At 41.7% G+C, this 12,925-nt stretch carries 17 protein-coding genes; 10 read left to right on the top strand and 7 right to left on the bottom strand.

What is annotated here, in order from left to right; translation table 11 throughout:
• Positions 1-16: 16 nt before the first annotated feature.
• Positions 17-163: a hypothetical protein gene (locus J7E32_RS17205; RefSeq protein WP_214909802.1), complete on the bottom strand. Its 147-nt coding sequence runs from the start codon at positions 161-163 to the stop codon at positions 17-19.
• 172 nt (positions 164-335) lie between these two features.
• The gene (locus J7E32_RS17200) at positions 336-956 is read right to left on the bottom strand and encodes a YktB family protein (protein WP_214909800.1); all 621 of its coding nucleotides are present in this window, start codon (positions 954-956) and stop codon (positions 336-338) included.
• Between the two features lie 165 nt (positions 957-1,121).
• Here J7E32_RS17200 and J7E32_RS17195 point away from each other — a divergent pair, with 165 nt between their 5' ends.
• From J7E32_RS17195 to J7E32_RS17185, 3 genes are all read left to right on the top strand, one after another.
• A complete protein-coding gene (locus J7E32_RS17195) occupies positions 1,122-1,316 on the top strand; it encodes a hypothetical protein (protein WP_041966356.1) in 195 nt (64 codons plus the stop codon).
• A 298-nt stretch (positions 1,317-1,614) separates the two neighbouring features.
• A complete protein-coding gene (locus tag J7E32_RS17190; RefSeq protein WP_214909798.1) occupies positions 1,615-2,418 on the top strand; it encodes an inositol monophosphatase family protein in 804 nt (267 codons plus the stop codon).
• Positions 2,412-2,873 (top strand): N-acetyltransferase, encoded by a 462-nt coding sequence (locus tag J7E32_RS17185; RefSeq protein ID WP_214909796.1) that lies wholly within the window; start codon positions 2,412-2,414, stop codon positions 2,871-2,873. Before J7E32_RS17190 ends, J7E32_RS17185 begins: the two co-directional genes overlap by 7 nt.
• Before the next feature lie 45 nt (positions 2,874-2,918).
• On the opposite strand, the gene J7E32_RS17180 is transcribed toward J7E32_RS17185, so the two are convergent.
• Positions 2,919-3,104 carry a YlaF family protein gene (locus J7E32_RS17180; protein WP_214909794.1) on the bottom strand — a complete coding sequence of 62 codons (186 nt, stop codon included), beginning with the start codon at positions 3,102-3,104 and terminating at the stop codon, positions 2,919-2,921.
• A gap of 152 nt (positions 3,105-3,256) precedes the next feature.
• Between J7E32_RS17180 and typA the strand changes: the two genes are divergently transcribed.
• From typA to J7E32_RS17165, 3 genes are read left to right on the top strand one after another with little or no spacing between them, the layout of a single operon-like run.
• The gene (typA, locus tag J7E32_RS17175) at positions 3,257-5,092 is read left to right on the top strand and encodes a translational GTPase TypA (protein WP_214909792.1); all 1,836 of its coding nucleotides are present in this window, start codon (positions 3,257-3,259) and stop codon (positions 5,090-5,092) included.
• Between the two features lie 19 nt (positions 5,093-5,111).
• Positions 5,112-5,426: a YlaH-like family protein gene (locus J7E32_RS17170; RefSeq protein ID WP_214909785.1), complete on the top strand. Its 315-nt coding sequence runs from the start codon at positions 5,112-5,114 to the stop codon at positions 5,424-5,426.
• 11 nt (positions 5,427-5,437) lie between these two features.
• On the top strand, positions 5,438-5,731 hold the full coding sequence (locus J7E32_RS17165; protein ID WP_214909783.1) for a hypothetical protein: 294 nt from the start codon (positions 5,438-5,440) through the stop codon (positions 5,729-5,731).
• A 698-nt stretch (positions 5,732-6,429) separates the two neighbouring features.
• On the opposite strand, the gene J7E32_RS17160 is transcribed toward J7E32_RS17165, so the two are convergent.
• Positions 6,430-6,630 (bottom strand): YlaI family protein, encoded by a 201-nt coding sequence (locus tag J7E32_RS17160; RefSeq protein ID WP_102262061.1) that lies wholly within the window; start codon positions 6,628-6,630, stop codon positions 6,430-6,432.
• Between the two features lie 156 nt (positions 6,631-6,786).
• Between J7E32_RS17160 and J7E32_RS17155 the strand changes: the two genes are divergently transcribed.
• On the top strand, positions 6,787-7,242 hold the full coding sequence (locus J7E32_RS17155; protein WP_214909781.1) for a pyridoxamine 5'-phosphate oxidase family protein: 456 nt from the start codon (positions 6,787-6,789) through the stop codon (positions 7,240-7,242).
• Between the two features lie 25 nt (positions 7,243-7,267).
• Here J7E32_RS17155 and J7E32_RS17150 read toward each other — a convergent pair whose 3' ends face one another.
• A complete protein-coding gene (locus tag J7E32_RS17150; RefSeq protein ID WP_214909819.1) occupies positions 7,268-7,852 on the bottom strand; it encodes a YhcN/YlaJ family sporulation lipoprotein in 585 nt (194 codons plus the stop codon).
• A gap of 196 nt (positions 7,853-8,048) precedes the next feature.
• Between J7E32_RS17150 and J7E32_RS17145 the strand changes: the two genes are divergently transcribed.
• On the top strand, positions 8,049-9,389 hold the full coding sequence (locus tag J7E32_RS17145; protein WP_214909773.1) for a PhoH family protein: 1,341 nt from the start codon (positions 8,049-8,051) through the stop codon (positions 9,387-9,389).
• Positions 9,390-9,495: 106 nt separating this feature from the next.
• Here the strand turns inward: J7E32_RS17145 and J7E32_RS17140 are convergent, their stop codons facing one another.
• Positions 9,496-9,996: a peptidyl-prolyl cis-trans isomerase gene (locus J7E32_RS17140; protein WP_214909770.1), complete on the bottom strand. Its 501-nt coding sequence runs from the start codon at positions 9,994-9,996 to the stop codon at positions 9,496-9,498.
• A 188-nt stretch (positions 9,997-10,184) separates the two neighbouring features.
• On the opposite strand from J7E32_RS17140, the gene J7E32_RS17135 reads away from it, so the two are divergent.
• Complete coding sequence (locus tag J7E32_RS17135; protein ID WP_041965554.1) at positions 10,185-10,466, top strand: Fpa/YlaN family protein; 282 nt, start codon at positions 10,185-10,187, stop codon at positions 10,464-10,466.
• Between the two features lie 243 nt (positions 10,467-10,709).
• Positions 10,710-11,918: an FtsW/RodA/SpoVE family cell cycle protein gene (locus J7E32_RS17130; RefSeq protein ID WP_214909768.1), complete on the top strand. Its 1,209-nt coding sequence runs from the start codon at positions 10,710-10,712 to the stop codon at positions 11,916-11,918.
• Positions 11,919-11,959: 41 nt separating this feature from the next.
• Here J7E32_RS17130 and J7E32_RS17125 read toward each other — a convergent pair whose 3' ends face one another.
• Positions 11,960-12,916 carry a COX15/CtaA family protein gene (locus tag J7E32_RS17125; RefSeq protein ID WP_214909766.1) on the bottom strand — a complete coding sequence of 319 codons (957 nt, stop codon included), beginning with the start codon at positions 12,914-12,916 and terminating at the stop codon, positions 11,960-11,962.
• Positions 12,917-12,925: the final 9 nt, after the last annotated feature.

The following is a 12,925-nucleotide window of genomic DNA, read 5'->3' as shown; positions in this document are numbered from 1 at the left end:
TAAACGGGGGCACAGTTCATAAAAAAGGGCTCTTTTTTTTTGTTAAGGAAATTATAGAATTATTCAGGTGAGGATAACTGCCTGTGTTTTTCCTAATCCAGCTCCAGCGCCTAGCCCCTCGAGTCGCTTCGAGCCGCCCATTGAAGTCAAAGAACGACTCCATTGGGCGGCCCTCCAGCGCTTGTCGGGGCTGAACGAGGCGCTTGCGCTTTTTGTTCGTGAATTTCTTTGGAACGTTTAAGGTTCTGACCCAGTCAGTGAGTTCATCCAGCGAGTACGCTGTCAGGTTGCTCAGCGATTGTCGAAAATGGGCGATCGCCTGCGCATTTGATGGTTTATGCCAATTTATATAGGGGTAATATTTCTTTAAATACAAACTCAATTTTAGAAAGCATTTCTTCACCGCTTAGTTTGACGGCTTCCTCACGAGGAATGTTAAGACCCCATAGGATTTCAGCTTTTTTAACGGTTTGAAGGCGCTTGAACATGGAGAGAAGATCATCCTTGGAAAGCTCACTGTGAATCATGGCTTCAGGCTTCATATGGTCGATTGACCAAAAGAAGTCCTTAGGAGTGCGAGTGTAGATGGAATCAATGTTTTCTTCAAGTTTTTTACCGATTGCTTCCTTCTCGGGTGCTTCGTAAATAACAGCAAACCAGATGAAGACATGGGTCTCCCATAAACCAATCTGGAAATGAGGCAGCATCTTATAGCCTCTTGGATTGCCGGCGAAAGCTACCCACGTGTCTTTAGGAGGATTCTTCGTTCTCCGGGCATGTTTTGCAACATGGTAATGCATCTCATCACCGGCAATGCTTGAAAGCGTGGGAGCGAAGTGCTGGCCGAGTTCTTCCAGCTTAGGGCGGATCTGTGATTTCAAGGCATCCATTCTTTCGTCGAGACCGTCTATTTTAAAAACATCGAAATCTGCTTGTTCAAATCCTGAAAATGACAATATAAAAACCTCCTAGTACTTTGTCAAATATTGTAGCAAAATCTTTGCGAAAAAAGAAGCGACAGGCATTTTTTGAGTCCTAGGTATACGCACAAATTTGTACCACAGCCAAATGGAAATTCATACAATAATAAAAAATAGAAATTAATAGAGGAGTGTAAATTAATGAAACAACTTATAAATTCAACAAGGAAGAAAAATGGGGAGCTACAGAGAACAGCTGTACTACGTTTGGAGATGGATTATGAATTAGCCACCCTTTTTGACGCAATGACAGATGCGGATAAATCGAAAATGAAAGAATGTAAACAAAAACTCGAAAGAATTCGACAAGAGTTATTACGTTTAAAAGCTCTATAATTGCTATAAAGTTTTACGAAAGAATAAGGTATTATATGATGGTGAAAATAATGGAAAACTGCAGCAACCGAGACACTTGACGAACTCCTGTAAAATTGATGGAGTTCGTTTCTTATGTTTTCGTAACCAAGGGCATGATAAGCTTCTATATGGTCAATAACTTCTTAAGGAGTTTTGCATTTTATGGAGATGACAAGGGGAATCCTAATACTTGATAAAAACGAAGCTAATCCGCTAAGCTAACATAGATTCCGAAAGCTTGAGTGAACGTAAAATATATGAAACGGGGGAAAGCTGAATGGAATATAATCTAACCGAAATTTATACATACGCAAAAAGCTGGGTCAAAGAGGCTGGTGAAAATATCAGGGCTTCTTTTCCAAAGACATTGAATGTTACTTCAAAATCCAATCCTAATGACCTGGTTACAGATATTGATAAAGAGACAGAGCAATATTTTATCGAGAAAATCAAAGGTACTTTTCCGGATCATCGAATTTTGGGTGAGGAAGGGTATGGAGATGAAGTGAAGTCCCTAACAGGGGTTGTTTGGATTATTGATCCAATCGATGGAACCATGAACTTTGTCCACCAACAGCGGAATTTCGCCATTTCAATCGGCATTTATGTTGATGGGGAAGGTTTAATTGGTCTTATCTATGATGTCGTCCATGATGAACTCTATCATTGTGTAAAAGGCCAAGGAGCTTATTTGAACGAAAAATCTATTCCGAAACTAAAAGAGGCAAAAGTGAGTGAAGCAGTTATTGCTTTAAATGCAACTTGGGTAGCCCCCAATAAACGGATAAATCACGAATTACTTATACCCCTTGTCAAAGACGTGAGAGGGACTCGGTCTTATGGTTCAGCAGCCATGGAAATGGTGTATGTGGCAACGGGAAGAATCGATGCTTATCTGACCCCAAGACTTGCACCATGGGATATTGCTGCTGGGATCATCATTATAGAGGAACTTGGTGGAGTAACTACTGACCTGCGGGGAGAAGAGCTGGATATGCTCAAGCAGAATTCCTTATTTGTTTCGAAGCCGGGCCTGCACGGTGATATCCTGAAGAATTATCTTAAGGATGGAAAATGGTAATTTTAACTTGGCGGCAGTTTAAAAGCCCAGATCTGCCGTTTTTTAAGGATCTTATTTCTACGAGTTCTAAGTGGAGTAAAAATGAGCTGCAGGGTTTGTCCTTAAAAGAATACATTGAGCAATATGATGACCTGACTGGAGAATGGAGAGTTTGGGAAACGTCAGGAAGACCTGCGGCAATTTCTTTTCATGTGGAATCCGCTCCTTCCAACCAAAAGCCATGGCTTGGAACAATATTGGTAAAAGCGGAGGAAAGACGTCAAGGAATCGCATCAGCGATTATAAACCATCTCTCCGGCGAACTTAAACTGAATGAGCACAAGGCACTATTTGCCGCTGTTCCAGTCGATGAATACGAGTGGTCGAACTTCCTTGCAGATTGCGGGTTTGAACAATTCAAAACAGAAGAAAATGAGGGCGAAACCTATTTGATCATGGTCCGCCCCCTGGAATGACCGGCTGGAAATCCAGCCGGTTTTGTCATTTAATTGTGCTTTTGATTAAAGTTCTCCTGCTTCTCTCATCTTCTTTTTCTTTTTAAAACCAAATCCCATTACGAAAACCAATGCGATCATACATGCTACGGTACCGGCAACACTTCTTTCACCAATGGCGATTCCAATACCAATCATGCATGAAGCTGCTGCAAATGCGAAAAATAATAATGGCCATTTTATCTGATTCAAGGTGAATCCCCCATTCGACATTTGGTGCAAATAATAATATATTTAATTGTACATTAAAATGCCTATAGGTTTCCACTCTTATTGTGTTATAATATGTAAGTTGTGTAAAAAGCCAATAGATAAATTATGATATTAAAGGCAGGGTGACTTTTTTGAAATTAAGAGAAGATATTAGAAATATAGCGATCATTGCCCACGTTGACCACGGTAAAACGACACTGGTCGACCAGCTTCTGAAGCAATCAGGCACATTCCGTATAAATGAGCATGTGGAAGAGCGTGCAATGGATTCAAACGATTTGGAAAGAGAACGAGGAATCACGATCCTCGCGAAAAATACAGCTATTTCCTATAAAGATACACGTATTAACATTCTTGATACTCCTGGACACGCTGACTTTGGCGGCGAGGTTGAGCGTATCATGAAAATGGTTGACGGCGTATTGCTTGTTGTCGATGCATATGAAGGCTGTATGCCGCAAACACGCTTTGTTTTAAAGAAAGCTCTTGAACAGCATTTAACACCAATCGTAGTAGTGAATAAGATTGACCGTGACTTTGCTCGTCCTGCTGAGGTTGTTGATGAAGTCATTGACTTGTTCATCGAACTAGGTGCAGATGAGGATCAGCTTGAATTCCCAGTTGTTTATGCTTCTGCAATCAACGGAACAGCAAGTTTGGACCCTGAAAAACAGGATGAAAACATGCAGTCATTATACGAGTCAATCATTGACCACATCCCTGCACCTGTTGATAACCGTGAAGAGCCTCTTCAATTCCAGGTTGCCCTTCTTGATTACAACGACTATGTGGGCAGAATCGGAATCGGCCGTGTATTCCGCGGTACAATGAAGGTTGGCCAGCAGGTAGCACTTATGAAGCTTGACGGTTCTGTAAAACAATTCCGTGTAACAAAGATTTTTGGTTTCTTCGGTCTTAAGCGCCAGGAAATTCAGGAAGCCAATGCTGGTGATCTAATTGCAGTATCCGGAATGGAAGACATCAATGTCGGTGAAACAGTTTGTCCTTTTGACAACCAGGATCCACTACCAGTTTTACGTATTGATGAGCCAACACTACAGATGACATTCCTAGTCAATAACAGCCCATTCGCAGGCCGTGAGGGTAAATACCTGACTGCAAGGAAAATCGAAGAAAGACTTCGCGCTCAGCTGCAAACGGACGTTAGTCTTAGAGTAGACAATACGGACTCACCTGATGAATGGATCGTTTCAGGCCGTGGAGAATTGCACCTGTCTATCTTGATCGAAAACATGCGTCGTGAAGGTTATGAACTTCAAGTATCAAAGCCAGAAGTTATCGTACGGGTAATTGATGGGGTAAGAAGTGAGCCGGTAGAGCGCGTTCAAATCGATGTTCCTGAAGAACACACTGGTTCCATCATGGAATCAATCGGTGCACGTAAAGGCGAAATGCTAGATATGATCAACAACGGAAGCGGACAGGTTCGATTGATTTTCAATGTACCGGCACGCGGATTGATCGGATACACAACAGAATTTTTAACATTGACTCGCGGATATGGTATCATTAACCATACATTCGACAGCTACCAGCCTATGCTTCAAGGCCAGGTAGGCGGACGCCGTCAAGGTGTTCTAGTATCAATGGAATCAGGAAAGGCATCTACTTATGGTATCATGCAGGTAGAAGACCGCGGAACGATTTTCGTCGAGCCAGGAACTGAAATTTATGAGGGCATGATTGTTGGTGAGCACACTCGTGAAAATGACATTACTGTTAATATCACGAAGGTGAAGGCAGCAACTAATATTCGTTCTGCTAATAAGGACCAGACATCTGTCATCAAGAAGCCAAGAATCATGACTCTGGAAGAATCATTAGAATACTTGAACGATGACGAGTATTGTGAAGTAACTCCAGAATCAATCAGACTCCGCAAAAAGATTCTTGATAAGAATGAGCGTGAAAGACAAGCGAAAAAGAAAAAATTCGCTGAAGCTTAATTAAGTAGGGGGAAGAAGTATGGATGTAAGCCAGAGATTATCATTTTTTGCAGCATTATTCAGGGTAGATGAGAACCCAACGGTAGGCATGTGGATGCTTTACTTGACGATTGCCGCTCTCGGCATCCTTGTTTATAAGCTTGGATTTGCTCAAAAGCTGCCGTTGCTGAAAAGTATCATCATCTATGCGTTTCTATTGCTTGGCTCTACAGTCCTAACCTTCCTTGCTATTTTCCTTCCCATCACGGAAGGACTTGTGGTCGCTGCACTCATCCTGATCATTTACAAGCTCAGGCTGCGACAGCATAAAAAAGCAGAAGCAAATGTCAAGTAGGAGTTGGCGATATGAAATCACTCCAGGATGCAATTTATAATTGGCTGACGATCAAAATCGTCAGCGATGCTCGGCCAGAAGATACAGCAGCTCAAGAAACTACAAAGTTATTTGATCAAATTCTTGCCGATGAACATAATGTTGAATCAAAAGAATTAAAACGGGATGCACTAATGTATTATGTCACTGTCGTGCAGGAAGGTAATTCTAAGGAATACCGCTTCCCACGCGACCTGATTGAAGTCATGCTTGACCAAATCAGGCAAGAGCCAGACAAATACGTTAACTATCCTGAAGAAGACTGAAAAAATCCGCCCGGGAATGGGCGGATTTTTTGCGTTAGAGCGATGAATAATGGAGGGAGGAAGAAAGGGCATCTTTCGTCTAGAGCGGCACCCTAAGAAAAACGTACATAAGGGTAACATACGCCCAGAAAGGTACCTTTATAGAAGAGGCAATGCTTAGATAAGGGTATCAGCAGACAAGAAAGGTACCCTTATAGAAGAGGAAATGCTTGCATAAGGGTATCGTTAGTCAAGAAAGGTACCCTTATAGAAGAGGAAATGCTTGCATAAGGGTATCGTTAGTCAAGAAAGGTACCCTTATAGAAGAGGAAATGCTTGCATAAGGGTATCATTAGTCAAGAAAGGCACCCTTATAGAAGAGGAAATGCTTGCATAAGGGTATCATTAGACAAGAAAGGTACCCTTATAGAAGAGGAAATGCTTGCATAAGGGTATCATTAGTCAAGAAAGGTACCCTTATAGAAGAGGAAATGCTTGCATAAGGGTATCATTAGTCAAGAAAGGTACCCTTATAGAAGAGGAAATGCTTGCATAAGGGTACCGTTAGTCAAGAAAGGTACCCTTATAGAGGAGGAAATGCTTGCATAAGGGTATGATTAGTCAAGAAAGGTGCCCTTATGTGGATTTTCGCAATATATTGCCAGCCTGAACCGAGTAAAAGTGTTAGTTTCGAACACTGCCTAGTTGGTTAATCACAATCACCAATCATCCTTCTTAACCCGGGAACGATACAGCTTGAAATTCCCGGTTGCTATACGGTTGTTCGTCTTATCAGCAATTCGTTCATTACAAGGATCGCACATATATGTATGGATCGGCCGGTTTCGTAGCCGCTTAGCCTGAAGGGTATCGCTGTTAATATTCTCGATTTTGTCGCACAGTACACATTTGACTCTCATTCTTACACCTCTTATAAATAATTATCATACATAGCCTGATTGAGTTTTGATTATATTATAGTATATCATTGATTGGAGCCTTAGCAGAGAAAATCATTTGATTTGCCCTGCTTAAAGAGTTCGTAGTACTATTATGATAGTTTAAGGAGGGTGAATATGGCAAATCAAGTAGAACCTAAACTAATCAAACCATTGGTTGATGAATTGCAAAAAGAGCGATTTGTTACCCTGGCAACAGTGGACCACGAAACTGGCGGCCCGAATGTCAGCGCAATTTCCTGGGTGCTTGCAAAGGATGAGGGGACCGTTTATTTTGCGGTGGATAACCGCTCTAGAATCATCGAGAATATTAAAAGCAATGACAAAGCAGTAATCAACCTGATCGCAAATGAATCTACATATTCAATCAGCGGGACGGCCAGCGTCAAGCAAGAAAAACTTGATGGTGTACCTTTGAAGCTGGCCTTAGTCGAAATCAATATCAGCGAAGTAAGAGACGTTATGTTCTATGGATCAAAAATCGTCGCTGAACCTCAATATGACAAGACATACGATAAAGATGCAGCAGCGCGCCTTGATAAGCAGGTAATGGATGCAATGAGAAAAGCTTAGTCAATTGACTAAGCTTTTTGCTTTGTTATTTATGATAGTTAGATTGCTGTTCCTGGTCCTTCTCTAATTGCTTTTTTTCCTCTTTGTTAAGCTTCTTCTTTGGATCTTCAGTCGGGCTTTTAGTCTGCGGTTCAATCATGTCTGCGGGAACCTCCGGCATGACTCTTCCGGTAATATCAGAAAGTTCGTTCATAATACCCATGATTGGCTGACCGTTTTTAATATCCTCTGAAATCTCCCTTAACCTCGCTGTTATATCAGGATCGGCAACCACTACTGCACGTGCACCGTGGGGGTCTTTTTTTAAGGCTTCCGCAACCGTATATTTAACAGTGTCTACCTCTGACCTTTCCATTTTGTCATTTACATCGATCCCCACTACGGCATAGCGACCAACCACTACAGCTGCAGCATCATCAACATTCGGGATGTGAGTGGTCAAATTCACAAGATGGCGGGAAATCTCCTGGCCAGATTGGCGGTCAACTTCTTTGATCGCACTATTCTGGACTTTGACCTTGTGATCTTCGTCAGATTTATTTGCGTTATTATTTCCATTGCAGGCAGTCAATAAAAACACAAACGAAATTGCAGCAACCAATCTTATCATCAATGAACCCCTCCGGTTATTTTTTCGTTAAAAATCCTTTGAACAACTAGGAAAGTTATATAAAAAAAGAAATGCTCAAAGGTTATTGTGCAAAATATCTTCTATCTTTATTCAAAAAGTCATATATTTTACCAAAGTCCCGGCCAAGGCTGCCAAGTTGGCCAAAGTCGAGATCAATAAGGCGGGAGGCATCAATTTGAGTAAAATATACGTACTGGACACAAACGTCTTACTACAGGATCCGCACGCGATTTTTTCCTTTCAAGACAATGAAGTTGTCATACCTGCTGTAGTTCTGGAGGAAGTGGATTCAAAGAAAAGATATATGGATGAGATCGGGCGCAATGCGCGCCAGGTTTCAAGGCTCATAGACGGAATGAGGGAGACAGGTAAGCTGCATGAGAAAATCAATCTTGAAGGTGGAGGGACGCTCAGGATCGAGCTGAACCATCGATCCTTCCATCAACTCCAGGAAATCTTTGTTGAAAAAACTAATGACAACCGAATACTGGCGGTAGCTAAAAACTTGAGCCTTGAAGAAGAAACGAAGGAAGATGGGCGTCCGGTAATATTGGTCAGCAAGGACGCGCTTGTCCGAGTAAAAGCCGATGCAATCGGTCTGATCGCTGAAGATTTCTTAAGTGACAGGGTAGTGGAAATTAACCATCTGTATTCAGGCTATGCAGAAGTGTATATACAGATTGAAGAACTAAATCGTTTTTATGAAAGAGGAGAACTTAACATCTCTGAATTAAAGGGGCAAAACTTCTTTTACCCAAATCAGTTCGTCATCATGAAGGACATTCTCGGCAGTTCTGCATCCGCAATAGGAATGGTTGATACAAAAAATAAAAAAGTGAAAAAGCTTATTTTTGAACATGAAGGTAAGCACACTTGGGGGATCAAGCCAAGAAATGTTCAGCAGATTATGGCGATGGAGCTGCTTTTACGACAAGACATGCCTTTGATCACCTTGATAGGGCGTGCAGGTACTGGGAAGACATTGCTCGCTCTGGCATCAGGGTTGCTGCAGACTGAAGACATGGGGATTTTTAAAAAGCTGCTTGTAGCAAGGCCGATTGTACCAGTAGGTAAGGACCTGGGCTTTCTGCCTGGTGAAAAGCAGGAAAAACTCAGACCATGGATGCAGCCAATATATGATAACCTTGAATTCCTTTTCAATACGAAAAAACCGGGCGAACTTGATGCCATACTTGCAGGGATGGGTTCAATCGAGGTAGAAGCATTAACGTATATAAGGGGCAGGAGCATTCCGGACCAATTCATAATCATTGATGAAGCACAGAACCTGACCAAGCATGAGATTAAAACAATTCTGACCAGGGTAGGGGAGCGCAGTAAAATTGTCTTGATGGGTGACCCTGACCAGATTGACCACCCATACCTGGATGCCTATAATAATGGACTCACCTATGTGGTTGAAAAGTTCAAAGACCAGCAAATTGCGGGTCATGTCCAGCTTGTTAAAGGAGAAAGGTCATCTCTTGCCCAGCTAGCAGCCGATCTATTAAATTAACTTTTTGCACATACTGGAATCTTTCAGATAAAAAAGCCAAAACGGGCAGTGTGACAATAAAATAACGGGCACCCTTCTGGGATGCCCGTTGGCAGTACCTTACATATTATTCTACGGTAAAACCGGTAACATTTTTGATTGGATTTTCCTTGTTGGAACCATCCTGGTAATATACATGCAGCGGCCCGTCCTCTTTTAAAGGTTTGCCGTCCTTGGAAAAACCGAGGATAAGGCCAGAAGCTTTCTCAAGTGAAAGTGATACCTGGTCATTTTCCCCATATTCAATCACTACAGTCTTTGCTGTCTGCTCTGGTTCTGCATTCACAAGAAATGGCTTGAATGGTATCCCGAAAGTGCCTGTCAGGACTTTTTCTTTCTCGAACTTCACTTCTGTTTTGAGGGTTGGTGGATAGACTGCACCCTCCGTAATTTCACGATCCCAATGTCTTGAGACTGACTTCGTATACTCTTCAAGGGCATCACTGCGCTCCTGATCTCCGTTGAAATATGTATTCAAGTCTACTTTGCGATCGTCGAAAATCCATACACCAGGATCCAAAGTGATCTTGTATTTGATTTTTCCTTTGATTGGGATGATTGTTTCCATAATTCCCTCCTGAATCTTTACATATTATTTCTTCAGTATAGCGATAATTCTGTGAGTTGTCATTTCAACCCATCTGCAGGACGCTAAACATTAATATGTAACTCCTTAATATTCTTGCTTTTTTGTCCACTTAAGGGTAAAATTTAAAGATAGGATTGGGTAATCGCTCGGAAACGGGGGGGATCAAGTTGGCGTCTGATATGATAATCAACCATCAGGAAAAAGCCCATGCCTTATTAAAGGCTGACGCTGATAAAATTTTAAAGCTGATCAAAGTGCAAATGGATAATCTGACAATGCCTCAATGCCCTCTTTATGAAGAGGTTTTAGATACGCAAATGTTTGGATTATCAAGAGAGATAGATTTTGCAGTAAGACTCGGCTTAATCGAAGAATCAGATGGGAAAGTTATTCTCGATCAATTGGAGCAAGAGCTTTCCATATTGCATGAAGCTTCGTTAAAAAAATAAATCCTAAAAACTCAAACAGTCCTATTCGATTGTTTGAGTTTTTTTGTTCATTGTTAATTAGTTATTTTAACCCTCTATCCTATGGCCTTAATTATAGCCATGCAACATGTAGAAATATGAAAACACTGCATTACACTTCTATGACAATATATTAAGAATTTCATAACTTTTCCTTAAACAAAGGCAGGATATTTCAACTTATAGTAGAATAGATTAAACAACTTAGAAGATGGGGAAGAGACGATGTTAAAAAAAATACTGAAATCCTATGACTATTCATTGATCATTGTTGTTGCGCTCTTGTGCTTGTTTGGCCTTGTCATGGTTTACAGTGCCAGCATGGTCACTGCCATCCAGAGGTATGATTATCCTAGTGATTTCTTCTTTCAAAAACAGAAGTTCAACTTATTACTTGCAACATTCCTGTTTGTGGTAGCGGCATTCTTCCCATACAAGGCGATGAAAAGCACTAAGGTTTTATTGCCGATGGTAGTCTTTATCCTCGGTGGGCTTGCTGCGCTATTTTTATTTGGTAAAGTGACGAACAATGCATTGAGCTGGTTTGAAGTTGGAGCAAGAAGCCTGCAGCCATCAGAGTTTGCGAAGTTAAGTGTCATTATCTATCTATCAGCCGTGTATGCTAAAAAGCAAACCTACATAAACCAGTTTAATAAAGGGGTTGTACCACCTCTTGTTTACTTGATTTTAGTATGTATGCTAGTCGCAATTCAACCTGACTTCGGTACAGCAGCAATTATTTTTGCTATTGCTTCTACAATAATCATTTCTTCAGGTATGAACCTGAAGAATATCTCAAAACTGATATTATTTGGCCTCGGATTCCTCGCTCCTTTCGTTCTGTTCCTTCAGGATGAAATTTTTTCTGAAACAAGGATAGGCAGATTTACTGCTTACAGCAATCCTTTTACAGATGAACAAAATACAGGTTATCATCTAGCTAATTCCTATTATGCAATTGGTTCGGGAGGCTTGAAAGGTTTGGGTCTTGGAGAAAGTGTCCAGAAGCTCGGATATCTGCCTGAGCCCCACACAGACTTCATCATAGCAGTCATCTCCGAAGAATTGGGGATTTTTGGTGTAGGATTTGTGTTGTTGAGTCTGGCGTTCATCGTCCTAAAAGGAATTCATATCGGGCTGAAGTGCAAGGATCCTTTTGGCAGTTTGCTTGCAATTGGGATTTCCAGTATGATTGGCATTCAGTCGTTTGTCAATCTAGGCGGAGCTTCAGGGGTCATTCCTCTGACAGGGGTTCCTTTGCCTTTTGTGAGTTATGGAGGCTCGTCATTGCTGCAGCTCGCGCTGGCGACAGGGATACTCGTGAATGTTTCGATGTTTGTAAAATATGAAGAGAAGTATAAGAAGGACAAGACCGCAGAGCCTAAACCGGCAAAATCTATAGTAAACCAAAATTCGTTCAAGTTCAGGTCGTAGTCAATGAAATGATAAAAAGCTGCAGCGTCTGCTGCAGCTTTTTATTTTACCGTTGCCGGAGAAAGGTCAACGGGTTTAGGATTTTGCACTCTTGCGGCATTCTTTTTGCTTCTGGAAACCAGAAGGATAAAGTAGCTGAATACGCCAAACAGAACGGAAATGAAGAAAGCGTGCCCGAGGGCAATGTACAGATTCAATCTTGTGAAGATGACAAATGCGCCGGCAATGACCTGGAGTGACACAAGGACCATTGAAATGATCCAGCCCCAGTATAGTACTCTTTCATGCTTGTAGTGTTTGACGGCGATGTAGGTGACATATGCAATCCAGATAAAAATGAAACCTGCTGCAGCCCTGTGTCCCATTTGTACCCACTCGTAAATGTTGGTAGGAAGGAAGGGGCCGCCACTCGTACATAATGGCCAATCTTTACAGACCAGGCTGGCATTCATATGCCGGACAAGAGCACCGGTGTAAACTACAATATAGCTGTATATGGAAAGCCCGATAATATGGAACTTCATTCTTTTATCAATCACTAATTTTTCAGCCTGGAATTTTTTATCCACTTCAAAAATTAGCATGGTCAATAAAAGTACAGCAGCAAAAGAGATGAGAGAAATGCCGAAGTGAAGTGCCAGGACAAAATCAGATTGTCCCCAAACAACAGCGGCAGCTCCGATCAATGCCTGTAGAACAAGGAAGAAAAAAGATAAAACAGACAAGAACTTCGTTTCTCGTATATGCCCAATTGCCTTCCATGTCCAGATCGATAAGATTAGTACCATGATGCCTACGCTGCCCGATACTAACCTGTGGGCAAGCTCTATCACCAATTCGGGAGTAATATCCGTAGGAACGAATTCTCCGTTACAAAGGGGCCAGGACTTGCCGCAGCCCATTCCGGAATCGGTTTTTGTAACCAACGCTCCTCCGAGCAAAACAAAAAGCATCCCAATCGTGGTTAAAACAGCCAGCCACTTGAGGGAACGATTCATGATCATCAC

The organism is Bacillus sp. ISL-55, from assembly GCF_018613155.1.
In the GTDB taxonomy this organism is placed as follows: domain Bacteria; phylum Bacillota; class Bacilli; order Bacillales; family Cytobacillaceae; genus Mesobacillus.
The sequence above is the reverse complement of the archived record's forward strand: the minus strand, read 5'-3'. Positions and strand labels throughout refer to the sequence as shown.

Excerpts from the sequence above, each read along its gene's own strand:
- J7E32_RS17165 (WP_214909783.1), top strand. The coding sequence starts at position 5,438 with ATGAAATCACTCCAGGATGCAATTTATAATTGGCTGACGATCAAAATC.
- J7E32_RS17125 (WP_214909766.1), bottom strand. The coding sequence starts at position 12,916 with ATGAATCGTTCCCTCAAGTGGCTGGCTGTTTTAACCACGATTGGGATG.
- J7E32_RS17205 (WP_214909802.1), bottom strand. The coding sequence starts at position 163 with ATGGAGTCGTTCTTTGACTTCAATGGGCGGCTCGAAGCGACTCGAGGG.
- J7E32_RS17150 (WP_214909819.1), bottom strand. The coding sequence starts at position 7,852 with ATGATAAGATTGGTTGCTGCAATTTCGTTTGTGTTTTTATTGACTGCC.
- J7E32_RS17140 (WP_214909770.1), bottom strand. The coding sequence starts at position 9,996 with ATGGAAACAATCATCCCAATCAAAGGAAAAATCAAATACAAGATCACT.
- J7E32_RS17160 (WP_102262061.1), bottom strand. The coding sequence starts at position 6,630 with ATGAGAGTCAAATGTGTACTGTGCGACAAAATCGAGAATATTAACAGC.
- J7E32_RS17190 (WP_214909798.1), top strand. The coding sequence starts at position 1,615 with ATGGAATATAATCTAACCGAAATTTATACATACGCAAAAAGCTGGGTC.
- J7E32_RS17155 (WP_214909781.1), top strand. The coding sequence starts at position 6,787 with ATGGCAAATCAAGTAGAACCTAAACTAATCAAACCATTGGTTGATGAA.
- J7E32_RS17195 (WP_041966356.1), top strand. The coding sequence starts at position 1,122 with ATGAAACAACTTATAAATTCAACAAGGAAGAAAAATGGGGAGCTACAG.
- J7E32_RS17170 (WP_214909785.1), top strand. The coding sequence starts at position 5,112 with ATGGATGTAAGCCAGAGATTATCATTTTTTGCAGCATTATTCAGGGTA.
- J7E32_RS17130 (WP_214909768.1), top strand. The coding sequence starts at position 10,710 with ATGTTAAAAAAAATACTGAAATCCTATGACTATTCATTGATCATTGTT.
- J7E32_RS17185 (WP_214909796.1), top strand. The coding sequence starts at position 2,412 with ATGGTAATTTTAACTTGGCGGCAGTTTAAAAGCCCAGATCTGCCGTTT.